This is a genomic window from Pseudomonas sp. CP4 (assembly GCF_047758505.1).
GTDB lineage: Bacteria > Pseudomonadota > Gammaproteobacteria > Pseudomonadales > Pseudomonadaceae > Aquipseudomonas > Aquipseudomonas fluorescens_AO.
Genome location: NZ_CP180489.1, coordinates 4,228,937 through 4,254,501, shown reverse-complemented (window position 1 = coordinate 4,254,501; position 25,565 = coordinate 4,228,937). Strand labels below are relative to the sequence as shown.

Genomic DNA, 25,565 nt, shown 5'->3' with positions numbered 1-25,565 from the left:
ATTCGCCCTGTGTCCAGATATCGTGTCGACGCAGTTGATCCCATGCGCTAAAAGGGCATGGCTGATCTGCACCGTGTTCAAAAGGCCGTTCAAGTAAAAAGGAAAACCGCAGCGATGGCGTACTACCGCACTCCTAACGACGTTACCGCTCTGCCCGCCTGGCAAGCGTTGAAAGATCACCGCCAAGCCATGCAGGATTTCAGCATGCGCGAAGCCTTCAACGCCGATCCGCAGCGTTTCAATCAGTTCACCCTCAGCAGCTGCGGCCTGTTTCTCGATTATTCGAAGAATTTGATCAACGCCGAGACCCGCAATCTACTGGTGGGTCTGGCCAATGAAGTCGATCTGAAGGGCGCGATCAAAGCGCTGTTCGACGGCGAAATCGTCAACGCTTCCGAAGGCCGCCCGGCACTACACACCGCCCTGCGCCGCCCGGTCGGCGACAAGTTGTCGGTCAACGGCGTCAACGTGATGCCGGAAGTGCACAAGGTCTTGAACCAGATCACCGATCTGGTCGGCCGCATTCACGACGGACTGTGGCGTGGTTACACCGAGAAGCCGATCACCGACGTGGTCAACATCGGCATCGGTGGTTCGTTCCTCGGCCCGGAGCTGGTGTCCGAAGCGCTGCTGTCCTATGCGCAGAAAGGCGTGCGTTGCCATTACCTGGCGAACATTGACGGCAGTGAATTCCACGAGCTGACGCAGAAACTGCGCGCCGAGACCACGCTGTTCATCGTTTCGTCGAAGTCGTTCAACACCCTCGAAACCCTGAAGAATGCTCAGGCCGCACGCGCCTGGTACCTGGCGCAGGGCGGTTCGGAAGCCGAGCTGTATCGCCACTTCATCGCGGTATCGAGCAACAACGCCGCTGCGGTGGCCTTCGGTATCCGTGAAGAAAACATCTTCCCGATGTGGGATTGGGTCGGCGGCCGTTATTCGCTGTGGTCGGCGATCGGTTTGCCGATCGCCCTGGCCATCGGCATGTCCAACTTCAAGGAACTGCTGTCTGGTGCCTACACCATGGACCAGCATTTCCAGACCGCGCCATTCGAACAGAACATGCCGGTGCTGCTGGCTCTGCTCGGTGTCTGGTACGGCAACTTCTGGGGCGCGCAAAGCCACGCGATCCTGCCGTACGACCACTACCTGCGCAACATCACCAAGCACTTGCAACAGCTGGACATGGAATCCAACGGCAAGAGCGTGCGTCAGGACGGCACCTCGGTGTCGACCGATACCGGCCCGGTGATCTGGGGCGGCGTCGGCTGCAACGGTCAGCACGCTTACCACCAGTTGCTGCACCAGGGCACCCAGCTGATTCCGGCTGACTTCATCGTGCCGATCGTCAGCTTCAACCCGGTCTCCGACCACCACCAGTGGCTGTACGCCAACTGCCTGTCGCAGAGCCAGGCGCTGATGCTCGGCAAGACCCTGCCGGAAGCTGAAGCCGAACTGCGCGACAAAGGCATGGGCGAAGACGACGTGCGCAAACTGGCGCCGCACAAGGTGATCCCGGGCAATCGTCCGAGCAACACTCTGGTAGTCGAACGCATCAGCCCGCGTCGCCTCGGCGCCCTGGTTGCCATGTATGAGCACAAAGTGTTCGTGCAAAGCGTGGTCTGGGGCATCAACGCCTTCGACCAGTGGGGTGTGGAACTGGGCAAGGAATTGGGCAAAGGCGTCTACAACCGCCTGGTCGGCAGCGACGAGACCGTGGCTGACGATGCCTCGACTCAAGGCCTGATCAACTACTTCCGCGGGCGTCATCGCGGCTGATCAAAGCCTCCGGGCACAACGCTGTTCCCCTGTGGGAGCGAGCCTGCTCGTGAAAGCGGTTCTTCATTCAACACCTTCGTTGACTGAGACACCGTATTCGCGAGCAGGCTCGCTCCCACAGTTGTTTTGGCACATGACTTGAACCTGTTCAGCGCTCGGCGCATCTTTATTCGTGTCGCAACACAAGAATAAGGAACCGTCATGTTCGATATCAGCACGTTCCCCAAAGCCGATGCGGTGCGCCAGGCCGCTCAGTTGAGCCAGGACGACTATCGGCGCCTGTACCGCGAATCGATTGAACACCCCAGTGCCTTCTGGGCCGAGCAGGCAACGCGCTTCCTCGATTGGAGCACGCCGTGGCAGACCGTGCAGCGCTATGACCTGAAAACCGGTGAAGCGGTCTGGTTTGCCGGCGGCAAGCTCAACGTCAGCTACAACTGCATCGACCGCCACCTTGAACAACGCGGCGAACAGACCGCCCTGCTCTGGGAGGGCGACGACCCAGCCGAATCGGCGCAGATCACTTATAACAAACTCCATCACCACGTCTGCCGTCTGGCCAACGTGCTGAAAAGCCGTGGCGTGAAGAAAGGCGATCGGGTGTGCATCTACATGCCGATGATCCCCGAAGCCGCCTACGCCATGCTCGCCTGCGCGCGAATCGGCGCGATTCACTCGGTAGTGTTCGGCGGATTTTCCCCGGATTCCCTGCGTGATCGAATTCTCGACGCCGACTGCCGTACCGTGATAACCGCCGATGAAGGCGTGCGCGGCGGCCGCTTCGTGTCACTGAAAAACAACGTCGACAAAGCCCTGCAAAGTTGCCCGAACGTCAGCACCGTGGTGGTGGTCGAGCGTACGCAGGGCCAGGTCGACTGGGTCGAAGGCCGCGACCTCTGGTATCACCAGGCCGTACGCGAAGTCGACGACGATTGCCCGCCGGAACCGATGGACGCCGAAGACCCGCTGTTCATCCTCTACACCTCCGGCAGCACCGGCAAACCCAAAGGCGTGCTGCACACCACCGGCGGCTACCTGCTGCAAGCAGCAATGACCTTCAAGTACGTGCTCGACTACCGCGACGGCGAAGTGTTCTGGTGCACCGCCGACGTCGGCTGGGTCACCGGCCACAGTTACATCGTCTATGGGCCGCTGGCCAACGGTGCGACCACACTGATGTTCGAAGGCGTGCCGAGCTACCCGAGCAGTTCGCGCTTCTGGCAGGTTATCGACAAGCACAAGGTCAACATTTTCTACACCGCCCCCACCGCCCTGCGCGCGTTGATGCGCGAAGGCGCCGAACCATTGAAGGAAACGTCGCGCGCCAGCCTCAGATTGCTCGGCAGCGTCGGTGAGCCGATCAACCCGGAAGCGTGGGAATGGTATTTCAATGCCGTCGGTGAACAGCGCTGCCCGATCGTCGACACCTGGTGGCAGACCGAAACCGGCGGCATCATGCTCAGCCCGCTGGTCAGCGCACAATGGATCAAACCGGGCTGCGCGACGCAACCGATGTTTGGCGTGCAACCGGTGTTGCTCGACGAAGTCGGCAAGGAAATCAAAGGCGCCGGCAGCGGCGTGCTGGCGATCAAATCAAGCTGGCCGGCGCAGATCCGCAGCGTCTACGGCGATCCGCAGCGGATGATCGACACCTACTTCAAACCCTACCCCGGCTATTACTTCACCGGCGACGGCGCCCGCCGCGACGAGGACGGCGATTACTGGATCACCGGACGCATCGACGACGTGATCAACGTCTCCGGCCACCGCATCGGCACCGCCGAAGTGGAAAGCGCGCTGGTGCTGCATGACAGCATCGCCGAGGCCGCCGTGGTCGGTTATCCGCACGACGTCAAAGGCCAGGGCATCTACGCATTCGTCACGCCAATGAACGGCACCGAGGCCAACGAAGAGCTGAAGAAAGACCTGCTGGCGCATGTCAGCAAGGAGATCGGCAGCTTCGCCAAACCGGACCTGATCCAGTGGGCGCCGGCGCTGCCGAAAACCCGCTCGGGCAAGATCATGCGGCGGATCCTGCGCAAGATTGCCTGCAATGAGCTCGACAGTCTGGGCGATACTTCGACGCTGGCTGATCCAAGTGTGGTGCAGGATCTGGTCGACAAGCGGCTCAATACTTGAGAGCTGCAGTTTCTAGCTACAAGCGCAAGCTAAAGCGGTCCGCGCGGCTTTTCGCTTTTAGCTTGCAGCTAGAAACTTGCCGCTTGTAGCTCCGCGACTGCTAAGCTTCGCGTTTTTTTCAGCAAGGCGCCCGCATGTCTTCCTTGAATCAGGCGCTGCGCGCCGCCCTCGATCAACGCCAGGACCTGCTCGCTGTGCTGCACAGCCAGGGCACCGATTGTTATCGGCTGTTCCATGGCAGCCAGGAAGGCGCCGGCGGCCTGACCATCGACCGCTACGGCCCGCAATTGCTGGTGCAGAGTTTTCACCAGACACTCGAACGCGACGATCTGCTGCAACTGCATGCCATGGTCAACCAGACGCTGGGCTTCGACACCCTGCTGGTCTACAACGACCGCTCCCGTGGCAACTCGCGGATCGATCGTGAGGACAGCGTCTACAAGGCCAATGACGCTGCTTTGGCGGATCTGGTCGGGCATGAATGGGGCCTGAACTATCGCGTGCGCGGGCGCCATGCCGGGCAGGATCCGCTGCTGTTCCTCGACCTGCGCAACACGCGCGGCTGGGTCAAGGACCACACGCAAGGCAAAAGCGTGCTCAACCTGTTCGCTTACACCTGTGGTGTTGGCCTCAGTGCAGCGGCGGGCGGTGCGCGCGAGGTGTGCAACCTCGATTTTGCCGAGGGCAATCTCGCGGTCGGTCGCGAGAATGGTTTGCTCAACCCGCAGCTGCCGCCGATGCAATTCATTCAGTCCGATTACTTTCCGGCGATCCGTCAGCTCGCTGGCCTGCCCATCAGCCAGCGGCGCGGGCAGAAGCTGCCAAGCTATCAGCGCCTCGAACAGCGCCAATACGATCTGGTCCTGCTCGATCCGCCGGCTTGGGCCAAAAGCGCATTCGGCACCGTCGATCTGCTGCGCGATTATCAGAGCCTGCTCAAACCCGCGCTGCTGACCACCGCCGATGACGGCGTGCTGATCTGCTGCAACAACCTGGCGAAAGTCAGCATGGACGACTGGCGCGAACAAGTGCTGCGCTGCGCCGAAAAAGCCGGCCGCCCGGTACGCGAATGGAGCGTGATGCCCCCGGGCGCCGACTTCCCTTCGCTGGACCAGCAGCCACCGTTGAAGACGCTGATCTTGCAGCTGTGATCCCTCCGGCATGAGCGATTACATTCCCCTGTGGGAGCGAGCCTGCTCGCGAAAGCGCAGTGTCAGTCGACTTGTTTTTCACTGAACCACCGCATTCGCGAGCAGGCTCGCTCCCACAAGGGAGATCTGTTCCTACAGAAATTTCTGAACAATCCTGTCCCACATCAAGCACTTCGGAACCAGAATCGCGTGCCATACTCCAAGGCACTCCGATTCAGACAGATGAAGCCGCACATGCCCAAAGGATTGATTCGCGCGATTGGCGCACTGCTGACAGCCCTGGCCCTCTACAGCCTGCTGGGGTTTCTGATCCTGCCGGGCATCGCCTTGCGCGTGGCCAACCAGCAACTGGCCAACTACGCGACGGTGCCGGCGCATCTGCAACGCATCGAACTGAACCCCTTCAGCCTTGAGGTCACCCTGTGGGGCCTGGTCATCGGCGAGCCGGGCAAGGAGCAGGTCGGCTTCGATCGCCTCTATGCCAACCTGCAAATCGACAGCCTGTGGACCAAAGCGCTGCATCTGTCCGACATCGAACTGGACAAACCCAAAAGCGAAATCCTCTTCGCCAAGGACGGCAAGCTCAACCTGCTGGGCCTGTTCAACGTGCCGCCGAGCGAGCCGACACCCGCCGATCCCGACGCCAAGCCATTCCCGCTGCGCATCGACAACATCAAACTGGCTGGCGGCGTGGTGCATTTCGAGGATGTACGCCCTAGCGAGCCAATCGAATTTCTTTACGACGATCTCAGTTTCGAGCTGAAAAACCTCAGCACCCTGCCCGAGGACAGCGCCGACATGACCCTTGTCGCGATCGGCCCCGCTGGCGGGCGGATCGACTGGACCGGCAATTTCAGTCTGATTCCCTTTACCTCCGAAGGCACCCTGAAAGTCACCGATGGCCAGATGAAATCCTTCTGGCCTTACGTGCGCGACGCAGTGCCGCTGGTGCTGGAAAACGGCGTTGTCAGCCTCAGCACCGACTACAAACTCAACCTGTCGAAACAGACCGAACTGTTGCTCAACAACGTCGCGGTGAGCATTGCGCCGTTCGCCATCAAGGCTCCAGACGGACGTCCGCTGGCCAGGCTCGAACGCCTCGACGTCAGCGAAACCTCGCTGGACCTGGCCAAGCAGCAAGTGGTGGTCGGCAAGGTCCGCAGCAACAAGCTGGAAACCTGGGCGGCGCTGGAAGCCGACGGCCAGTTGGACTGGCAGAAACTGTTCGCCAGCCAACCGTCGAAACCAGCGGCCAAAGCCGCTGCCGAACCGGTCGGTGCACCGGCTGCCGCCGACTCGCCGAAACCTGAGCCAACCGCACCGAGCAAGCCATGGCAGGTGCTGGTCAAAGATGTGCAGCTGCGCAACTACACGGTCCATCTCGCCGACCGCTCGGCGCAACCGGCGGTGGCGCTGGATATCACTCCGCTGAACGTCGATCTGCAGGATTTCGACAGCCTCAACGGCTCGCCTTTCAAGCTCAAGCTCGACAGCGGCCTGGGCAAGCAAGGCAAGATCAGCGCCGACGGTACGGTCAACCTGGCCCCGGTCAACGCACAGCTCAACGTCAAAACCCAGGACATCGACCTGCGTGTCGCGCAGTCCTACATCAACCCGTTCATTCGCCTGGAACTGCGCAGCGGCATGCTCGGCAGCGACCTCAAGGTCAACCTGAAGAGCACTGAGCCACTGGCGCTCAGCGTCACCGGCCGCGCGCAGATCGATCAACTGCACACCCTCGATACGCTGAAGACCCGCGACTTCCTCAAATGGCAGCAAGTCGTGGTCGACGGCATCAACTATCAGCACGGCGACAGCCTGTCGATCGACAAGGTCAACCTGTTGCAGCCGTATGTGCGCTTCATGATCAACGACGATCGCACTACCAACGTCGACGACCTGCTGATCCCGCAACCGGCCGACAGCGGTGCAAAAAGCACCGCAGCCAAACCGGCCGGCAAGGACAAACCGCTGGGCATTCACATCGGCGCGATTGCGATCAACGATGGTTCGGCCAACTTCGCCGACTTCAGTCTGACACCCAACTTCGCCACCGCCGTGCAACAGCTCAACGGCCAGATCGGCACCATCGACAGTCGTCAGGCGAAGCCGGCCAGCGTCGATATCAAAGGCAAAGTCGACCGTTATGCGCCGGTGACTATCAAAGGCGCGGTCAATCCGTTCGATCCGATGGCCAGCCTCGACATCGCCACCAGTTTCAAACGCGTCGAACTGACGACCCTGACGCCCTACTCCGGCAAATTCGCCGGATACCGCATCCGCAAGGGCCGGCTCAACCTTGACCTGCACTACCTGATCATCAAAGGACAATTGAAAGCCGAGAACAAAGTCGTCGTCGAGCAACTGCAACTGGGCGAGAAAGTCGACAGCCCCGATGCAGTCAGCCTGCCGCTAAAGCTGGCGATCGCCCTGCTCAAGGATGTCGACGGCAAGATCTCCATCGAATTGCCGGTCACCGGCGACTTGAACAATCCGCAGTTCAGCGTGATGCCGATCGTTTGGCAAACCCTGCGCAACCTGATCGTCAAAGCTGCCGCCGCGCCATTCAAAATGATCGGCGGGCTGGTCAGTGGCGGTGGCTCCGAAGACCTTGGCACGGTGTCCTTCGCGCCGGGTTCCAGCGACTTGAACAAAGACGCCGAAGCGGCGCTGGTAAAACTCTCGCAAGCGCTCAAGGAACGTCCGGCGCTGCGCCTGGAAATCGAAGGCACTGCCGCGAAGAGCAGCGATGGACCACTGCTGGCCGAGCAACGTCTGGAACGCGAATATCAGTACAACTACTACAAGATGCTCCAGCGCCGTGGCGATAAAGTCCCGGCCCAGGCCTCGCTGCTGCAAGTGCCCGAGAGCGAGAAAGGCGCGTTGCTCGAAGGCATCTACCGCACTCGCCTGAAGACCCAGCCACCGGCAGAATGGAAAGATCTGGGCAAGGAAGAACGCACGGCGAAAATGCGCCAGGGCGTGATCGCGTTCTGGAGCGGCAGCGATGTGCTGTTGCGCCAGTTGGGCCAGGATCGCGCCAGCACCATCAAGGATTATCTGGTCGACAAGGGCAAGCTTGAGGATGACCGGGTGTACTTCATCGATGCCAACCTTGGCGAGGCCGAAAGCGATGGCCGCGTGGTCACGCAAATGCACCTGGATGCCGAATGACCGTGCGTAACTGGCTGGCCGTGCTCGCGCTGACGTGCGCTGCTGGCCACGCGTCGGCCTCGGATACCTTGCGCTGCGGCAGCCAGTTGATCAGCCTTGGCGACCGCGCAAGCGAGGTGCTGCAAAAATGTGGCGAGCCGGTGAGCCGTGACGTGCTTGGCTACAAGCGCAGTGCCAATCGCCGCGAGGAGTTTCAGGTCGAGGAATGGACCTACGGCCCGAACAATGGCATGTACCAATATCTGCGCTTCGAAGGCAATCGCCTGCGGCAGATCAACAGCAAACGCGGTAACTGATCAACATATCGTCCCTCTGTAGGAGTGAGCCTGCTCGCGATGGCGGTCTGTCAGTCAACAATGAATCAACTGACAGACCGCCATCGCGAGCAGGCTCACTCCTACATTTGTTTTGTGTGATCCCTGAAATAGAACAGGCCCCGACACAAGTGCCGGGGCCTGTAATGGTCACATCCGTGTGACCGTTCGCATGAACTCTAAAGTTGCGGCAGACGTATTACTCGGCCCGTCTGTCGCGTCTTCTCCCGGTTCAGGCGAGAAGTCTTGCCTTACTCGGCTTTCAGGCCGTCAGCGGATACCGCTTTAACGCCTTTGATTTTCTTGGTGATGTTCACAGCGGTGGTTTTCTGAGCTTCGGTAACAGCTACGTCAGAAGACAGGGAAACTACGCCTTTGTTGGTTTCGACTTTGATGTCGGTGCCTGGAATACCTTTTTCGGTAACCAGATCGCTTTTCACTTTGGTGGTGATCCAGGTGTCGGAAGTAGCTTCTTTAGCCTTGGTAACTTCACCAGCAGCCAGAACCATTGGCGCTTGGGTAGCCTGAGCGGACTGGGCGAAAGCGCCACCAGCCATGGTCAGGGTCAGAGCGGTAGCAGCGGCAGTGATAGCGAACTTCTTCATACGAGTAACTCCTGTTTTTACTGGAAGTCTGCTGTAACGCTTGTCAGCAGGGTTACCAGAGATATTGCGAACGCTGTGCCAACTTTTTCGTCCGCATAAAACCGTTTAAAAACAACATGTTATGAAAAACGCTAATTTTCATTTTCATGCAAAATGCATGACTCAACGCAATTTCGCATGCAAGTTGCGGTTTTTTGGAAAGTTCATAAGCTGCTGAAATTATTGGAGCTTTTGTGAAGCGATCGCAGATACAAAAATACCCCGCAATGCGGGGCATTCTGGTTATTCACCTTTGTGATTACGTACCGCTGGCCGTGCAACCGCGCGGAGAATAATCAGCGTTGACCGTCGTCGCACACGTCCAAACACCGGAGGTATTCCCCGTAGCCGCCCCGGAACGAGAAAGCGTAATGGTTTTACCTAACACCGGACCTGGTGCATTGAGCAGGGTGCAGGTAAGCGTGCCTTCGCCAGTCGCGGCTGTACCGGTAACTGCCAACGTACAGTTGGAAGTAGTAGTCGCACCATTAGCAACGTTGGCCAGAGTTGGAGCTGTGCCTTGATTAATCGTGTCCTCGAACGGCACTTTCAATGCACTAATCTCCGCCAGCCCCGCCGTCACCTTCGACCGCGCTTGATACTTCGAATACTGAGGCAAGGCGATAGTCGCCAGAATGCCGATGATCGCCACGACGATCAGCAGCTCGATCAATGTGAAACCTTGTTGTTTTTTCATAGACACGCTCCATGCATGAGTCGAAATCTCATGATCTGAACAAGGCTCAGCACAGCCCATGCCAACGCCTTTCAGACCCCGCCTGCTGGGCGCGCGCAATTTCCTGCGCCGTTTCCTACAACCCGCAACCGCACTATCTGACACTTTTTGTCACCTGCACCGGCCGTGTTTGGCGCTGTGACTTGACTAGGCTATAAGTCATGAACGGCAAGTGTGCGGAATCCCCATGAATGACATCGCTCTGAGCGGTCTGGCCAAGCAATTGGTCCAGGCCGAGTTGCTAACGGAAACAAGCGCCCGGCAATCCTGGGCGCAGGCCCAGCGCAATCGCGTGTCGCTGGTGAATTATCTGGTGCACAACAAACTGGTCAACAGTCGACAGATCGCCGAGATCGCTTCGGAACACTTCGGCATGGCCCTGCTGGATCTCAACTGCCTCGACAAGGAGACCCAGCCCAAGGGGCTGGTCAGCGAAAAACTGGTTCGCCAGCATTGCGCCCTGCCCCTGTGGCGGCGCGGCAACAAACTGTTCGTAGGCCTATCCGACCCGAGCAATCAGCAGGCGATCAGCGACATCCAGTTCAGCACCGGCCTTAGCACCGAAGCGATTCTGGTCGAGGACGACAAGCTCAGCGACGCCATCGACAAGTTCTTCGACAGCCACGCCTCGGGTCTGGAAGACATGGCCGATGTCGATCTCGACGGCCTCGACGTCGAGTCCATCGATGACAGCAAACAGGACGTGATCGGCGGCCTCGATGCCGACGACGCCCCGGTCGTACGCTTCGTGCACAAGATGCTGCTCGATGCGATCAAGAGCGGCTCCTCCGACCTGCATTTCGAACCCTACGAAAAAAACTATCGGGTGCGCATGCGCACCGACGGCATGCTGCGCGAGGTGGCCAAGCCGCCGATCCAGTTGGCCGGGCGCATTGCCGCTCGCCTGAAGGTGATGGCTAGTCTGGATATTTCCGAACGGCGCAAACCGCAGGACGGGCGGATCAAGATGCGCCTGTCAAAAAGCAAATCCATCGATTTCCGCGTCAACACCCTGCCGACCCTGTGGGGCGAAAAAGTGGTGATCCGGATTCTCGACCCGTCCAGTGCGCAGATGGGCATCGACGCCTTGGGTTACGAGGCCGAACAAAAGGCCTTGTACCTCGCTGCGCTAAAACAGCCGCAAGGAATGATTCTGGTCACCGGCCCCACCGGTTCCGGCAAAACCGTGTCGCTGTACACCGGGCTGAACATCCTCAACACCGTCGACATCAACATTTCCACCGCCGAAGACCCGGTGGAAATCAACATGGAAGGTATCAACCAGGTCAACGTCAATCCCCGCCAGGGGCTGGACTTTGCCCAGGCGCTGCGCTCGTTTCTGCGTCAGGACCCGGATGTGATCATGGTCGGCGAGATCCGCGACCTGGAAACCGCCGAGATCGCGATCAAGGCCGCGCAGACCGGCCACCTAGTGCTGTCGACCCTGCACACCAACAGCGCGGCGGAAACCCTCACGCGTCTGCACAACATGGGCATTCCCGGTTTCAACATCGCCACCTCGGTCAGCCTGATCATCGCCCAGCGTCTGGCGCGCAAATTGTGCGCGCACTGCAAGCGGCCGCTGGAGATCCCGCACGAAACCTTGCTCAAGGAAGGCTTTCCCGAGGAACGCATCGGTCATTTCACGATCTACGAGCCGGTCGGTTGCGATCATTGCAATGGCGGTTACAAAGGACGCGTGGGGATTTATGAAGTGGTGAAGAACACACCGGACCTGCAACGGCTGATCATGGCCGAAGGCAATTCGCTGGAAATCGACATCCAGATGCGTCGCGACGGCTTCGCCGATCTGCGCACTTCCGGGCTGCACAAGGCCATGCAAGGCATCACCAGCCTTGAGGAAATCAACCGGGTCACCAAGGATTGAACATGGCGGTCAAGGCAGCGAAAGTCAGCGTTTACGCCTGGGAAGGCACGGACCGCAAAGGCAGCAAGGTCACGGGCGAGTTGAGCGGGCAGAACCCCGCACTGATCAAGGCGCAGCTGCGCAAACAGGGGATCAACCCGGGCAAGGTGCGCAAGAAATCGGCGTCCCTGCTGAGCTTTGGCAAACGCATCAAACCGCAGGACATCGCCCTGTTTACCCGGCAGATGGCAACGATGATGAAGGCAGGTGTGCCGCTTCTGCAGTCCTTCGACATCATCGGCGAAGGTTTTGAAAACCCGGCCATGCGCAAGCTGGTCGACGAGGTCAAACAGGAGGTCGCCGCCGGTAACAGCTTCGCCACCGCCCTGCGCAAGAAACCGCAATACTTCGACGAGTTGTACTGCAATCTGGTCGACGCCGGCGAACAGTCCGGCGCCCTCGACACTTTGCTCGAACGGGTCGCGACTTATAAGGAAAAAAGCGAAGCGCTCAAGGCCAAGATCAAGAAAGCCATGACCTATCCGACCGCCGTGGTGCTGGTGGCGGCGGTGGTGACCGGCATTCTGCTGGTCAAAGTGGTGCCGCAGTTCCAGTCGGTGTTTTCCGGCTTCGGCGCCGAATTACCGGGCTTCACCCTGATGATCATCAGCCTGTCGGAGTTCATGCAGCAGTGGTGGTGGGCGATTCTTTTTGCGCTGGTGGCAGCCTTTTTCGGCCTTCGCCACGCATTGAAAACTTCACAGGCGCTGCGCGACCGTCGCGATGCCTGGCTGCTGAAGCTGCCGCTGGTGGGCACCTTGATGTACAAGTCCGCCGTCGCGCGATTCGCCCGCACCCTGTCGACCACTTTCGCGGCGGGGGTGCCGTTGGTGGAGGCGCTGGATTCGGTCGCCGGTGCCACCGGCAACGTGGTGTTCAAGCGCGCGGTGCTGCGCGTGCGGCAAGACGTCTCGACCGGCATGCAGCTCAATTTCTCGATGCGCAGCACCGGTGTGTTTCCGAACATGGCGGTGCAGATGACCGCCATCGGCGAGGAATCGGGCGCGCTGGATGACATGCTCGACAAGGTCGCCGGTTTTTATGAAGCGGAAGTCGATAACATGGTCGACAACCTCACCAGCCTGATGGAGCCGTTCATCATGGTGGTGCTGGGGGTCATCGTCGGTGGACTGGTGGTGGCCATGTACCTGCCGATCTTCCAACTCGGCTCAGCGATCTGACATGCCTATCGACGAACTGTTTGCCGTGTATCCGCTGGCCTTTGTGGTCAGCGCGCTGCTGCTCGGGCTGGTGGTCGGCAGCTTCCTCAATGTTGTGGTCTGGCGCTTGCCGAAAATGCTCGAGCGCGACTGGCGCCAGCAGGCCCATGATGTGCTCGGCCTGCCCACTGAAACGCCCGTGCCGACCTACAACCTGATGCTGCCGCACTCCGCGTGCCCGCATTGCGGACATCGGATCCGCCCGTGGGAAAACATTCCGCTGCTCAGTTATCTGTACCTGCGCGGGCGCTGCTCGGCCTGTGCGGCGCCGATCAGCAAACGTTACCCGCTGACCGAACTGGCCTGCGGCCTGCTCTCGGCATTCATCGCCTGGCATCTAGGCTTCGGCTGGCCGGCGGGCTTGCTGATTTTGCTGACGTGGGGCTTGCTGGCGATGAGTCTGATCGACTGCGAACATCAACTGCTGCCCGATGTACTGGTGCTGCCGCTGCTGTGGCTGGGGCTGATCGTCAACAGCTTCGGCGTGTTCGTGGCGTTGCCCGATGCTTTGTGGGGCGCGGTCGCGGGTTATCTGGCGCTGTGGTCGGTGTTCTGGCTGTTCAAACTGCTCACCGGCAAGGACGGCATCGGTCATGGTGATTTCAAGCTGCTGGCCTTGCTCGGCGCGTGGGGTGGCTGGCAGATTCTGCCGTTGACGATTTTGTTGTCATCGTTGGTTGGGGCGATTTTGGGCGTCGTCATGCTGCGTCTGCGCGCCCAGGCAACCTCGACGCCGATCCCCTTCGGACCCTTTCTGGCGATTGCCGGCTGGATTGCCTTGCTCTGGGGTGGTCAAATAACCGACTTCTATTGGCAGTCTGTCGGTTTGAAATGAATACCCCTGTGGAAAAACCCTGGATCCTCGGCCTGACCGGCGGCATCGGCAGCGGCAAGAGTGCAGCGGCGCAGCACTTCATCGATCTCGGTGTGCATGTGGTGGATGCCGATCATGCGGCGCGCTGGGTAGTCGAACCGGGGCGTCCGGCGCTGGCGAAAATCGCCGAGCACTTCGGTTCTGGCGTGTTGCAGGCCGATGGCACGCTGAACCGTGCCGCCCTGCGCAAACTGATTTTTGAAGACCCGGAACAGCGACGTTGGCTCGAAGCGCTGTTGCATCCGTTGATCGGCGAGGAAATCGCTCATCACCTGGCGCAGGCAAAATCGCCTTACGCGATTCTGGTTTCACCGCTGCTGATCGAGTCCGGGCAATACGCGATGACTCAGCGCATTCTGGTCATCGATGCGCCGCAACAACTGCAGATCGAACGCACCTTGCAGCGTGACCAGACCAGCGAAGCGCAGGTGCAGGCGATCCTCAAGGCGCAATCGAGCCGTGAAGACCGCGTGAGCCGTGCCGACGACGTTATCGTCAATGACCGCGACCTCGCCTGGCTGCACAGCGAGGCCGAGCGTCTGCATCACTTTTATCTGACTTTATCCGGAGGCCAAGCATGAGCCAGATTCCAACCGTTGAATGCCCGACCTGCGGCGCCCCTGTCGAATTCACCCCGGCAAACAAATTCCGTCCGTTCTGCTCCGACCGCTGCAAACTGATCGACCTCGGCGCCTGGGCGTCGGAGGAGCACAAGATTCCGGTCGCACCGGATGCCGAAGACGAATTGTTTTCCGGCGATTTCGATCCGCGTCATTGATCGCTGATCAGGTTGCGTAATGCCCGCGAGGATGGCGGTTCGGAGTGGATCAAGACTTCGGATCGTCGTCCTTCCACGGCGCCGAAAGGTAACGGGTGCGGTTGAAGGTCTCCAGCCATTCCGGGCAAAACACCACCAACGCACTGACAACCATGCCGTTGATAAAGGCCTCTGGAAACAACAGCAACCACAGGTAGCCGACGAAATCTTCCAGCCATTCCGGCATGGCGAAGAGGCCGTCGTACCACAGCAGCGTCAGGCTGAGGATCAGGCACAACAGGCCGGACAACGCAGCGGCGAAGAAACCGGAACAGAAAATATAAACGAACGGATTTCGTGGCTGCGCACGCTCGACCAGAATCGCCACGCACTCGGTGATCAGCACTGGCAGCAGAATCAGCAACGCGCCATTGACGCCCACCGCAGCCAGATCCTGACGCCCCAAAAGCACCAGGCCAATCTGCGCAACCAGCCCGCCGACGACCGCCAGCGGCCAATCGAGCAGCAACGTGACCGCCGTCATGCCGATGAAGTGATAGGACACGCCGGTATCGAAATCCCTGCGCACCAGCCACAGCAGAAACAGCGCGAACACCGTGCCGAACAGCAAGTGCTGCCGGCGACTGTCGCTGAACAGCTCGACCCATGGCGCACGCATGATCGCCCAGAGCAGCACCGGCAGATAAATCAGCCAGCCGAGCGTCAGGCTTGCCGAGGACAGCAGTTCGGCACCGATCATGATTCGCTCACCTTCTCCATGGGCTTACCGCTTTGTCGCAGTCTACACCGCCGATGTATGTGCACCAGCCGATGCAAAGCTTTCTGCTTGTCGCATTTGGACGCTAAGCTTGGGCTTATGGATGACTCAGATTATTTACGCCTGCTGACCATCGCGGCCGAGCAAGCCAATGCGTTCCTGTCCAATGCCCGCAAATGGGAGCGTGAGCGTTGGGTCTGCCAGCGCCTGCTGCAAGGTTTGAACATCCCCTACCGCGCCGATGAGTTCGCCCCTGCGGGTGAACCGCCGGATGTGTTGTTCCGCGATGCCAATTTCGAAGTTTTTTTCGTCCTCGACGAAGGCCGCCGTCTCAATGACGAGTGGCGCGACGAATTGCAGCGTCGGCGCAGCGCGTTTTCCCTGAGCCAACTGGTGCGCCGCGAAGCCAAGCCCAAACGCATCCCGGCCAACGAATTTCTCCTGCGTCTGGCGCCGACCCTGCGCAAGAAGGCGCACAACTACAAGGAACGCGGCATGGATCTGGGTGAGCTGGACATCATCGCCTTCGCCAGCCTCAAGCGCGAAGTGCTGGATCTCAACAGTCATTTCCCGCCACCGACCGAATATCTGCGTCAGGGCTGGCGCTCGCTGTCGCTGGTCGGCCCGACGTTCGCCCGCGTGCTGTTCGCCCATCCCGACGCACCGGACTTTCTGCGCAGCAACCTCGGCCGCAGCATTGTGTTCGACGTGGGCATCAGCTTGTGACGCCGCTGCAGCAACTGATCGCCGAGGTTCCGCAAACCGGTCGTGTGCGCTGGATCGGCGTGCGTCCAGAATCCCGTGGGCCGATGCTTGAGCTCGACGCGGTCGAGGCGCGGCTGGAAGCCGGGCTCACCGGCGACCACGCCCGCCCGGGCATTCGCAATGCGCGACAGGTGACGCTGATTCAGTGGGAGCACCTGGCGGTAATCAACGCATTGATGGGCCGTCCCGATGACCAGCCGATCCGGCCTGAAGATCTGCGGCGCAATCTCGTTATAAGCGGAATCAATTTGTTTAGCCTGAAGGGGCGGCGCTTTCGCATCGGGCAAGCGATACTCGAAACCACTGGCTGGTGTCAGCCCTGCGCACGCTTGCAGAACAATCTTGGCCCGGGCACTTTCCAGGCCGTGCGCGGGCATGGCGGGATCACCGCCCGGGTGTTACAAAGCGGCATCATTCGCCTCGACGATAGCGTGTGCGTCGAACCGGTTCCGGACAGCGGCTACGCTGCCTTCAACCCGGGCTGAAACCGCTGTAGCCTGTGCTCATTCAGTAACGTCTACCTGACGAGGCAAATATGACCAGCCGCCTGAACCCCGAAGACCAAAAGCATGTCGAAGAGTACCTGCAACTGTCCCAACACCGTGTCGAGCGCCGGCCTTTCCGGCCGTGGATGCTCCTGGTGCTGGTGCTGGCAGTGACCATTGGTCTGGGCCTGTTGAGCCGATTTATCAGTTACCTGACGCTATGAGCTGCATCGCGCTCGCTTGGGTGACGACAAAGATTTCCTTTAAAAACCTTGCGAGTTATCCCTATGTCCCATCGTATTGTCATTGTCGGCGGCGGCGCCGGCGGTCTGGAGTTGGCTACCCGTCTGGGTAAGACCCTGGGCAAGCGCGGCACGGCCAGCGTGATGCTGGTCGACGCGAACCTGACCCACATCTGGAAACCGCTGCTGCACGAAGTGGCCGCCGGCTCCCTGAACTCTTCTGAAGACGAACTCAACTATGTTGCCCAGGCGAAATGGAACCACTTCGAGTTCCAGCTCGGGCGCATGAGCGGACTTGATCGCGCGCAGAAGAAAATCCAGTTGGCCGCAACATACGACGAAAACGGCGTCGAGCTGGTGCCGGCGCGTGAAGTGGCTTATGACTCGCTGGTGATCAGCGTCGGCAGCACCACCAACGATTTCGGCACCCAGGGCGCGGCGCAGCATTGCCTGTTCCTTGATACGCGCAAACAGGCCGAGCGCTTCCATCAGCAATTGCTCAATCATTATCTGCGCGCCCACGCCGGTCAGACCGATGTGGTCGAGCAGATCAGCGTGGCCATCGTCGGCGCTGGCGCTACAGGCGTTGAGTTGGCGGCAGAATTGCACAACGCGGCGCATGAACTGGCGGCTTATGGCCTGGACCGGATCAAACCGGAAAACATGCACATCACGCTGATCGAAGCCGGCCCACGGGTACTGCCTGCCCTGCCGGAGCGCATCAGCGGGCCGGTGCACAAGACCCTGGAGAAGCTCGGGGTCAATGTGATGACCAACGCAGCAGTCAGCGAAGTGACTGCCGACAGCCTGATCACCGCCGATGGCAACGAGATCAAGGCCAGCCTGAAAGTCTGGGCTGCCGGCATCCGCGCACCGGGTTTCCTCAAGGACATTGACGGTCTGGAGACCAACCGCATCAATCAGCTGCAAGTGCTGCCGACTCTGCAAACCACGCGCGACGAAAACATCTTTGCCTTCGGTGACTGCGCGGCCTGTCCGCAACCGGGCACTGATCGCAACGTGCCGCCACGGGCACAAGCGGCGCATCAACAAGCCTCGTTGCTGGCCAAGTCGCTGAAACTGCGCATCGAAGGCAAGACCCTGCCGGAGTACAAGTACACCGACTACGGCTCGCTGATCTCGCTGTCGCGTTTTTCGGCTGTGGGTAACTTGATGGGTAACCTGACCGGCAGCGTGATGCTCGAAGGCTGGCTGGCGCGGATGTTCTATGTGTCGCTGTACCGCATGCACCAGATGGCGCTGTACGGGCCGTTTCGCACGGCGATGCTGATGTTGGGCAGCAAGATTGGCCGCGGCACCGAACCGCGTCTGAAACTGCACTAAGGCCAACATCTGTGGGAGCTGGCTTGCCAGCGATGGCGCCGGGTCAGTTGATATTTCTGTTGCCTGACCCACCGCTATCGCGGGCAAGCCCGGCTCCCACAGGTTTTCGTGCTGCTCGAAGATCCGGCGCATTCGCGAGCAGGCTCGCTCCCACCTTTGATCTTTATTCCAAGCCCCGCATCGCGCGGGGCTTTTTATTGGCTGTCGATCACAGCTGGAAGCGTCGCACCATGCCCTGCAGGGCATTGGCCAGCTGCGACAATTCATGGCTCGACGCGCTGGTCTGATCGGCCCCGGCAGCGGAACGCACCGACAGGTCGCGAATGTTCACCAGATTGCGATCCACTTCCCGCGCCACCTGCGCCTGCTCCTCGGCAGCGCTGGCGATCACCAGGTTGCGCTCGTGAATCTCGTGCACCGACGCCGTAATCGTCACCAGCGCCTCACCCGCCCGCTCGGCCAGAACCAAAGTGCTCGCCGCACGAGATGCGCTGGCCTGCATTGACTCCAGCGCCTGGCTCGAACCGCTGCGCATGCCTTGCACCATCTGCTCGATTTCCTGCGTCGATTGCTGGGTGCGATACGCCAGCGCGCGTACCTCATCGGCCACTACCGCAAAACCGCGACCGCTTTCACCCGCACGTGCCGCTTCAATGGCAGCATTGAGCGCCAGCAGATTGGTCTGCTCGGCGATGGCGCGAATCACGTCCAGAACCTTGCCGATGTCCTGCGACTGATTGGCCAGCGACTGCACCAGTTCACCGGTGTTCTGCACATCGCTGGCCAGCGCATTGATCGCGCTGGCGGTTTCGCTGACGCGCTCCTGGCCCAATTGCGCCGACTGACTGGACTGGCGCGTGGCATCGGAGGTCGACACCGCGTTGCGCGCGACCTCCTCCACCGCAGCGGTCATCTGGTTGACCGCAGTGGCGGCTTGCTCGATTTCGTTGTTCTGCTCTTGCAGGCCTTGGGTGCTGTCGACGGTGACGGCGCTCAGTTCGTCAGCGGCAGTGGCCAGTTGTGTGGCTGAGCCGCTGATACCTTGCAGGGTCTCGCGCAGGTTCTGTTGCATCGTCGCCAAGGCCTTGAGCAAGCGGCTGACTTCGTCATTGCCATGGGTTTCGATCGGTCGGGTCAGATCGCCCTTGGCGACACTTTCAGCGGCCTCCACAGCGCTGCTCAGGGGGCGCACGATACTGCGCGTGAGCAACATCGCCAGCGCCACCGTAGCCAGCGCTGCCAAGGCAATGAAAAGAGTAACGATGGTGCGCGAGGTTTCATAATGCGCGGCGGACTTCTCGCTTTCGGCAGCGACCTGGCGGGCGAACAGATCGGCGAGATCGTTGAGTTGCTTGCCGGAGCCGTCGACCACAGTCTTCATATCGACCAACAGCAATTTGGTCAGCTCGTCACGCTTGCCCTGCTCGGCGAGGGTGAATGACTGGGCAATGCCAGTGCGGTACGCAGCGAAGGTTTTCTTGAACTGGTCGTACAGCTGCTGGCCTTCGGCAGTGTCGACCAGTTTGTCGTAGGCGGCGATCTTCTCGCTCAACTCCTTGTCGCGGGTGTCCATCTGGCCGCGATAGGTGGCGATGTTGGCCGGATCCTGATCGAGCGCCATGCGCAGGGAGATAGTGCGGATGCGCAGCATCAGTTCACGGATCTCGTCGCCGCCACGGATGCTCGGCAACCAGCGGTTCTCCACCGCCACCTCACTGTCGCGGATGCTCGACATCTGCCCTAGCGCAAACACGCCGAGCAAGGCCACCAACACCGCGATCAGGGCAAATCCCAGGGCAGCCCGGGGAGCAATATTCAACTGACGAAGCAACATGACGAACGCCCTTATTCTTGTAATGGCCAGGTTCAAGGGGCGAAGCGTTGGCAGTCCCCTCGTGTTAGCGGGCTATCGGCAGGTTGTATGACGACTTGAAGCGATTCCGCTTTCGGCAGGCAAAAAAAATCCCCGTATCTTTCGATACGAGGATTTTCAATATGGTCGGGGTAAGGGGATTCGAACTCCTGACATCCTGCTCCCAAAGCAGGCGCGCTACCGGACTGCGCTATACCCCGGTAAAAAAAAGGCGACCTTTCAAAGATCGCCTTCTTCGATCAGCGCTTTTGGCCTCTGATCTTAAGATTCGATCCCAGCGCAAACTGGTTTCAAAAATGGTGGGTCGTGTGGGATTCGAACCTACGACCAATTGGTTAAAAGCCAACTGCTCTACCAACTGAGCTAACGACCCAAATATGGTCGGGGTAAGGGGATTCGAACTCCTGACATCCTGCTCCCAAAGCAGGCGCGCTACCGGACTGCGCTATACCCCGGTTTGAAATTGGCTCCGTGACCAGGACTCGAACCTGGGACCCAATGATTAACAGTCATTTGCTCTACCGACTGAGCTATCACGGAACTACATATTTCAATTTAAAACGGTGAAGCTTTGTTGCATCTCGCCACCCGTTCGCATCGCTGCGTTCGTGTGTCTGAGGCGCGCTATTCTACAACCTAGAACACCTCTGTCAACCCCCTAAATTGCTTTCAAGTTAATGATTTGCAACTTATTTCAGATTCCAACCCAGTGGATTGAAACGCTGCCGGTGACTGACTGCGGGGCGCACTTTACAAGCCTTTTCCTTTGAGTTCAACAGCCTGGCGAAAAAAAGGCCTCGCATTGCGAGGCCTTCCCGGTTTCATTGCCGCCAAGGCTTAGCCGAAAACGATTTCGTCGTTCTCGACCTTGCCGGTGGCGGTGTCGCCAGGCATGAAATGACCCGACAGGATCAACTGCGCCAGCGGGTTTTCGATCCAGCGCTGGATCGCCCGTTTCAGAGGACGTGCGCCATACACCGGGTCGTAACCGACCGCGATCAGCTTGTCCATCGCTTCCGGGCTCAGCTCCAGCTTCAGCTCGCGCTCGGCCAGACGACTGCGCAGACGACCCAACTGGATCTCGGTAATCCCGGCGATCTGATCCCGCGCCAGCGGCTCGAAGATCACCACCTCGTCGACCCGGTTGATGAACTCCGGACGGAAGTGCGACGTCAGCGCGTCCATCACCGCAGCGCGCTGCGCTTCACGATCACCGACCAGTTCCTGGATCTGCATCGATCCCAGGTTGGACGTCATCACGATCACCGTGTTGCGGAAGTCCACCGTACGCCCGTGACTGTCGGTCAGCCGGCCATCCTCAAGCACTTGCAGCAGGATGTTGAACACATCCGGGTGCGCCTTCTCGACTTCGTCCATGAGGATCACGGAGTACGGCTTGCGACGCACCGCTTCGGTCAGATAACCGCCCTCTTCATAACCGACGTAGCCTGGTGGCGCGCCGATCAGACGAGCCACGGAATGTTTCTCCATGAACTCGGACATGTCGATCCGTACCATCGCCTCTTCGGTATCGAAGAGGAACTCGGCCAAGGCCTTGCACAGCTCGGTTTTACCGACACCGGTCGGGCCGAGGAACATGAACGAGCCGCTCGGACGATTCGGGTCGGACAACCCGGCGCGAGAACGCCGCACGGCGTTGGCCACGGCCACGACCGCTTCTTCCTGACCGATCACCCGCTTGTGCAACAGGCTTTCCATCTTCATCAGCTTGTCGCGCTCGCCTTCAAGCATTTTCGACACCGGGATACCGGTCCACTTCGACACGACTTCGGCAATCTCTTCCTCGGTCACCTTGCTGCGCAATAACTGGTTTTCGCTCTTGCCGTGCTGGTCGACCATCTGCAGGCTGCGCTCCAGATCCGGGATCACCCCGTACTGCAACTCGGCCATGCGATTCAGGTCGCCTTTGCGGCGTGCGGCTTCCAACTCCTGACGCGATTGCTCGATCTTCTGCTGAATCTGCGCAGAACCCTGCACCTCGGCTTTTTCCGAGTTCCAGATTTCTTCCAGATCGGAATACTCACGCTCGTGACGCTCGATTTCTTCCTGGAGTTTTTCCAGGCGTTTCTTCGCCGCGTCGTCGCTTTCTTTCTTCAGCGCCTGGGATTCCACCTTCAACTGAATCAGGCGCCGCTCCAGACGATCGAGAACTTCCGGCTTGGAGTCGATTTCCATGCGGATACGGCTGGCGGCCTCGTCGATCAAGTCGATGGCCTTGTCCGGCAACTGCCGATCCGTGATGTAGCGATGGCTGAGTTTCGCCGCGGCAATGATCGCGCCGTCGGTGATCGCCACCTTGTGGTGAACCTCGTAACGCTCTTTAAGGCCCCGCAGGATTGCGATGGTATCTTCCTCGCTCGGCTCGTCCACCAGGACTTTCTGGAAACGCCGCTCGAGCGCCGCATCCTTCTCAATATATTGGCGGTACTCGTTGAGCGTGGTCGCGCCGACGCAGTGCAACTCGCCGCGAGCCAGCGCTGGCTTGAGCATGTTGCCGGCGTCCATCGAGCCTTCGCCTTTACCGGCGCCGACCATGGTGTGCAGTTCGTCGATGAACAGAATGATCTGCCCTTCCTGCTTCGACAGTTCGTTGAGCAAGCCTTTCAGGCGCTCTTCGAACTCGCCGCGATACTTGGCGCCGGCAATCAACGCACCCATGTCCAGCGACAGCAGGCGCTTGCCTTTAAGGCCGTCCGGCACTTCGCCGTTGATGATGCGCTGCGCCAGCCCTTCGGCGATCGCGGTTTTACCCACGCCAGGCTCACCGATCAGCACCGGGTTGTTTTTGGTGCGACGCTGCAGAACCTGAATGGTGCGACGGATTTCGTCGTCACGGCCGATTACCGGATCAAGCTTGCCGTCTTCGGCGCGCTTGGTCAGATCGACGGTGTACTTGTCCAGCGCCTGCCGCGACTCTTCGTGGTTGGCGTCATTTACCGCTTCGCCGCCACGCAGGTTGTTGATCGCATTTTCCAGGGCTTTTTTGCTCACGCCCTGGCCGAGCAGCAGCTTGCCGAGCTTGCTGTTCTCGTCCATCGCGGCTAGCAGCACCAGTTCGCTGGAGATGAACTGGTCACCCTTCTGCTGAGCCAGACGGTCGGCCTGATTGAGCAGGCGCGCCAGATCCTGCGACATGTTGACGTCGCCGGTCGGGTTCTGGATTTTCGGTAGTTGATCGAGCTCTTTGGTCAGCTCTTTACGCAAGCTGTTGACGTCGAAGCCTACTTGCATCAGCAGCGGCTTGATCGAGCCGCCCTGCTGTTCAAGCATGGCCTGCATCAAGTGCGCCGGCTCGATGGCCGGATGATCGTGGCCAACCGCCAACGACTGGGCGTCGGACAGGGCCAACTGTAATTTGCTGGTTAAACGGTCTATACGCATGGGTCACCTTCCTTTTGAGCAGGCCGGACCTAAAAACCATCCTGAATAAAGAAACCTGCCAGATACCGCTATAGATGCGGTCGATTCTGCAAGATTCAAGCGTCGGAGAGTTGATACAGGTCAGGCAAGTCTAGCGGGTGATCCAAACGAGAGAGGCGAAGCGCCCAGTGCGCGACGCACGGCGATAGGAGAAGAAGCGCGGATCGGTCACGGTGCAAAAACCGCCACCATAAACAGCGGTAACACCGCTTTCAGCCAGACGCAGGCGCGCCAGCTGATAGATGTCAGCCATGAACTTGCCGGCATTGCTGCTCGGCACGAAGGCAGTCGCCGCTTCCGGCAACTGCTTGACGAAGACTTCGCGCACTTCCGCGCCGACTTCAAAGGCTTGCGGGCCAATCGCCGGACCGAGCCAGACCAGCACGTCTGCAGGTGCAGCATTGAGGCTGTCGAGCGTGGCTTCAAGCACACCCGCCGCCAGACCACGCCAACCGGCATGGGCCGCCGCTACACGGGTGCCCGCACGATTGCAGAACAACGCCGGCAAGCAATCCGCCGTCATCGCCGCGCAGGCGATGCCCGGCGTTGCGGTCCAACTGGCATCTGCAGTCGCAACGACGCCCGGATCAGCATGCGCAACGGTGACCCCGTGCACTTGCTGCAACCAGGCAGGCTGTATGGAGAAGTATTCGGTCAAGCGTCGACGGTTCTCGGCGACGTCCTGCGGACGATCATCGACGTGATCGCCCAGATTCAGGCTATCGAACGGCGCCTCGCTGACACCACCCTCACGTGTGGTGACGCAGGCCCTGACGCTGGCCGGCGCAGGCCAGTCCGGCGTCAGCCAGTTCATCCGACGAAGGCCTCGCGATCCTGCTTGAGCAGGGTCAGCAGCCAGACGAAATCTTCCGGCAGCGGCGATTCCCAGCTCATGCGCTCACCGCTCGTCGGGTGATCGAGTTCGAGGAAGCGCGCGTGCAGGGCCTGACGCGGGAAGTGCTTGAGCGACTCGACCATGGTCGGATTGGCCGCTGGCGGAATGCGGAAACGCCCGCCATACGCCGGATCGCCGACCAACGGGAAGTTGATGTGCGCCATGTGCACGCGGATCTGGTGGGTCCGACCGGTTTCCAATTTCACCCGCACGTGGGTGTGCGAACGGAAGCGTTCGAGCACGCGGTAGTGGCTGACGGCAGGCTTGCCGCCTTCCATCACCGCCATGCGCTGGCGTTGCTGACCGTGACGACCGATCGGTGCGTTGATCTTGCCACCGGCGGTGACCACGCCGATCACGATGCACTCATAGATGCGGCTAACGCTGCGGCTCTGCAACTGCGCGACCAGTTTGGTCTGCGCCTGAATGGTCTTGGCCACCACCATCAAACCAGTGGTGTCCTTGTCCAGACGATGCACGATACCGGCGCGCGGGACATTGATGATGTCCGGCACATGGTGCAACAAAGCGTTGAGCAGAGTGCCATCGGCGTGACCGGCAGCCGGGTGCACCACCAGGCCCGCAGGCTTGTTGATCACCAGGATGTCGTCGTCTTCATAGACGATGTCGAGCTCGATGTCCTGGGCGATCCACTCGCCCTGGGCTTCCTGCTCGGCAGTCAGCTCAAGGACGGCACCGCCATGCACAATGTCGCGCGGACGGATCACCGCCCCGTCCACAGTCAGGCGGCCTTCTTTGATCCAGGCGGAAAGGCGCGAGCGTGAGTGCTCAGCGAAGAGTTGGGCGGCGACTTGATCGAGGCGTTGGCCGCCCAATTCGGACGGCACCTCTGCGCGAAGTTCTATTTTATCGGACATGCTCGGACTGGGCGTCGGCACAGCCTTTGGTTTCGGCTGCGCGCTTGTGGTTAAATACGGCGTCTTTTGCCCCGAGGCTTTTCAACGGGGCGCTCATCATAACAGGACGGCCCCGCCCAAGACAGCGGCCGTCATAGGGACGCAAGCCG

General features: G+C 60.0%; 21 protein-coding genes and 4 tRNA genes. 14 read left to right on the top strand and 11 right to left on the bottom strand.

The genetic code is table 11. From position 1 onward, the window contains the following. Positions 1 to 114 precede the first annotated feature (114 nt). The 5 genes from pgi (at position 115) to ACMYUN_RS19090 (ending at position 8,539) form a co-directional block, all read left to right on the top strand. Positions 115 to 1,779 carry a glucose-6-phosphate isomerase gene (gene pgi, locus ACMYUN_RS19110; protein WP_415761412.1) on the top strand — a complete coding sequence of 555 codons (1,665 nt, stop codon included), beginning with the start codon at positions 115 to 117 and terminating at the stop codon, positions 1,777 to 1,779. 201 nt (positions 1,780 to 1,980) lie between these two features. Further along, a complete protein-coding gene (acs, locus tag ACMYUN_RS19105) occupies positions 1,981 to 3,918 on the top strand; it encodes an acetate--CoA ligase (RefSeq protein WP_415761411.1) in 1,938 nt (645 codons plus the stop codon). 134 nt (positions 3,919 to 4,052) lie between these two features. Beyond that, complete coding sequence (locus ACMYUN_RS19100) at positions 4,053 to 5,069, top strand: class I SAM-dependent rRNA methyltransferase (protein WP_415761409.1); 1,017 nt, start codon at positions 4,053 to 4,055, stop codon at positions 5,067 to 5,069. Positions 5,070 to 5,291: 222 nt separating this feature from the next. Beyond that, on the top strand, positions 5,292 to 8,243 hold the full coding sequence (locus tag ACMYUN_RS19095) for a DUF748 domain-containing protein (protein WP_415761408.1): 2,952 nt from the start codon (positions 5,292 to 5,294) through the stop codon (positions 8,241 to 8,243). Then, on the top strand, positions 8,240 to 8,539 hold the full coding sequence (locus tag ACMYUN_RS19090; RefSeq protein ID WP_039761633.1) for a DUF2845 domain-containing protein: 300 nt from the start codon (positions 8,240 to 8,242) through the stop codon (positions 8,537 to 8,539). Before ACMYUN_RS19095 ends, ACMYUN_RS19090 begins: the two co-directional genes overlap by 4 nt. A 269-nt stretch (positions 8,540 to 8,808) precedes the next feature. On the opposite strand, the gene ACMYUN_RS19085 is transcribed toward ACMYUN_RS19090, so the two are convergent. Beyond that, positions 8,809 to 9,162, bottom strand: a complete 354-nt coding sequence (locus tag ACMYUN_RS19085) for a BON domain-containing protein (protein WP_039761635.1) — start codon at positions 9,160 to 9,162, stop codon at positions 8,809 to 8,811. 298 nt (positions 9,163 to 9,460) lie between these two features. Continuing rightward, positions 9,461 to 9,898, bottom strand: coding sequence for a pilin (locus ACMYUN_RS19080; RefSeq protein WP_039761637.1), 438 nt, complete (start codon positions 9,896 to 9,898; stop codon positions 9,461 to 9,463). A 226-nt stretch (positions 9,899 to 10,124) separates the two neighbouring features. On the opposite strand from ACMYUN_RS19080, the gene pilB reads away from it, so the two are divergent. Genes pilB through yacG form a run of 5 tightly spaced genes read left to right on the top strand, consistent with a single transcriptional unit; the run spans position 10,125 to position 14,736 of the window. After that, a complete protein-coding gene (gene pilB / locus ACMYUN_RS19075) occupies positions 10,125 to 11,825 on the top strand; it encodes a type IV-A pilus assembly ATPase PilB (RefSeq protein ID WP_415761406.1) in 1,701 nt (566 codons plus the stop codon). A gap of 2 nt (positions 11,826 to 11,827) precedes the next feature. After that, entirely contained in the window at positions 11,828 to 13,045 is a 1,218-nt protein-coding gene (locus ACMYUN_RS19070; RefSeq protein ID WP_415761404.1) for a type II secretion system F family protein, read from the top strand. 1 nt (position 13,046) lies between these two features. Further along, positions 13,047 to 13,919, top strand: coding sequence for a prepilin peptidase (locus ACMYUN_RS19065; RefSeq protein WP_415761403.1), 873 nt, complete (start codon positions 13,047 to 13,049; stop codon positions 13,917 to 13,919). Then, entirely contained in the window at positions 13,916 to 14,539 is a 624-nt protein-coding gene (gene coaE / locus ACMYUN_RS19060) for a dephospho-CoA kinase (protein ID WP_415761402.1), read from the top strand. The genes ACMYUN_RS19065 and coaE overlap by 4 nt, the downstream gene beginning before the upstream one ends. Continuing rightward, entirely contained in the window at positions 14,536 to 14,736 is a 201-nt protein-coding gene (gene yacG / locus ACMYUN_RS19055) for a DNA gyrase inhibitor YacG (RefSeq protein ID WP_016773149.1), read from the top strand. Before coaE ends, yacG begins: the two co-directional genes overlap by 4 nt. A 49-nt stretch (positions 14,737 to 14,785) precedes the next feature. Here yacG and ACMYUN_RS19050 read toward each other — a convergent pair whose 3' ends face one another. Then, a complete protein-coding gene (locus tag ACMYUN_RS19050) occupies positions 14,786 to 15,475 on the bottom strand; it encodes an energy-coupling factor ABC transporter permease (protein WP_039761646.1) in 690 nt (229 codons plus the stop codon). A 117-nt stretch (positions 15,476 to 15,592) separates the two neighbouring features. On the opposite strand from ACMYUN_RS19050, the gene ACMYUN_RS19045 reads away from it, so the two are divergent. The 4 genes from ACMYUN_RS19045 to ACMYUN_RS19030 all read left to right on the top strand — a co-directional run bounded on the left by ACMYUN_RS19045 (position 15,593) and on the right by ACMYUN_RS19030 (position 18,329). Then, the gene (locus ACMYUN_RS19045) at positions 15,593 to 16,219 is read left to right on the top strand and encodes a DUF1780 domain-containing protein (protein WP_007909887.1); all 627 of its coding nucleotides are present in this window, start codon (positions 15,593 to 15,595) and stop codon (positions 16,217 to 16,219) included. Further along, positions 16,216 to 16,743 (top strand): MOSC domain-containing protein, encoded by a 528-nt coding sequence (locus ACMYUN_RS19040; protein ID WP_415761401.1) that lies wholly within the window; start codon positions 16,216 to 16,218, stop codon positions 16,741 to 16,743. The genes ACMYUN_RS19045 and ACMYUN_RS19040 overlap by 4 nt, the downstream gene beginning before the upstream one ends. 50 nt (positions 16,744 to 16,793) lie before the next feature. After that, on the top strand, positions 16,794 to 16,967 hold the full coding sequence (locus ACMYUN_RS19035) for a DUF3094 domain-containing protein (protein WP_007909875.1): 174 nt from the start codon (positions 16,794 to 16,796) through the stop codon (positions 16,965 to 16,967). A gap of 63 nt (positions 16,968 to 17,030) precedes the next feature. Then, positions 17,031 to 18,329, top strand: a complete 1,299-nt coding sequence (locus ACMYUN_RS19030; RefSeq protein ID WP_016773144.1) for an NAD(P)/FAD-dependent oxidoreductase — start codon at positions 17,031 to 17,033, stop codon at positions 18,327 to 18,329. A 208-nt stretch (positions 18,330 to 18,537) separates the two neighbouring features. Here the strand turns inward: ACMYUN_RS19030 and ACMYUN_RS19025 are convergent, their stop codons facing one another. The 8 genes from ACMYUN_RS19025 to rluD form a co-directional block, all read right to left on the bottom strand. Next, positions 18,538 to 20,163 carry a methyl-accepting chemotaxis protein gene (locus tag ACMYUN_RS19025; RefSeq protein WP_039761656.1) on the bottom strand — a complete coding sequence of 542 codons (1,626 nt, stop codon included), beginning with the start codon at positions 20,161 to 20,163 and terminating at the stop codon, positions 18,538 to 18,540. A gap of 162 nt (positions 20,164 to 20,325) precedes the next feature. Then, positions 20,326 to 20,402, bottom strand: a tRNA-Pro gene (locus ACMYUN_RS19020). A 97-nt stretch (positions 20,403 to 20,499) separates the two neighbouring features. Then, a tRNA-Lys gene (locus tag ACMYUN_RS19015) sits at positions 20,500 to 20,575 on the bottom strand. A 5-nt stretch (positions 20,576 to 20,580) separates the two neighbouring features. Further along, positions 20,581 to 20,657, bottom strand: a tRNA-Pro gene (locus ACMYUN_RS19010). Positions 20,658 to 20,666: 9 nt separating this feature from the next. Next, positions 20,667 to 20,742: transfer RNA gene (locus ACMYUN_RS19005), tRNA-Asn, on the bottom strand. Between the two features lie 297 nt (positions 20,743 to 21,039). Beyond that, positions 21,040 to 23,604: an ATP-dependent chaperone ClpB gene (clpB, locus tag ACMYUN_RS19000; protein WP_016773142.1), complete on the bottom strand. Its 2,565-nt coding sequence runs from the start codon at positions 23,602 to 23,604 to the stop codon at positions 21,040 to 21,042. 130 nt (positions 23,605 to 23,734) lie between these two features. Next, positions 23,735 to 24,457 (bottom strand): peptidoglycan editing factor PgeF, encoded by a 723-nt coding sequence (gene pgeF, locus ACMYUN_RS18995; protein ID WP_415761399.1) that lies wholly within the window; start codon positions 24,455 to 24,457, stop codon positions 23,735 to 23,737. After that, positions 24,454 to 25,416, bottom strand: coding sequence for a 23S rRNA pseudouridine(1911/1915/1917) synthase RluD (gene rluD / locus ACMYUN_RS18990; RefSeq protein ID WP_016773140.1), 963 nt, complete (start codon positions 25,414 to 25,416; stop codon positions 24,454 to 24,456). Before rluD ends, pgeF begins: the two co-directional genes overlap by 4 nt. Positions 25,417 to 25,565 lie beyond the last annotated feature (149 nt).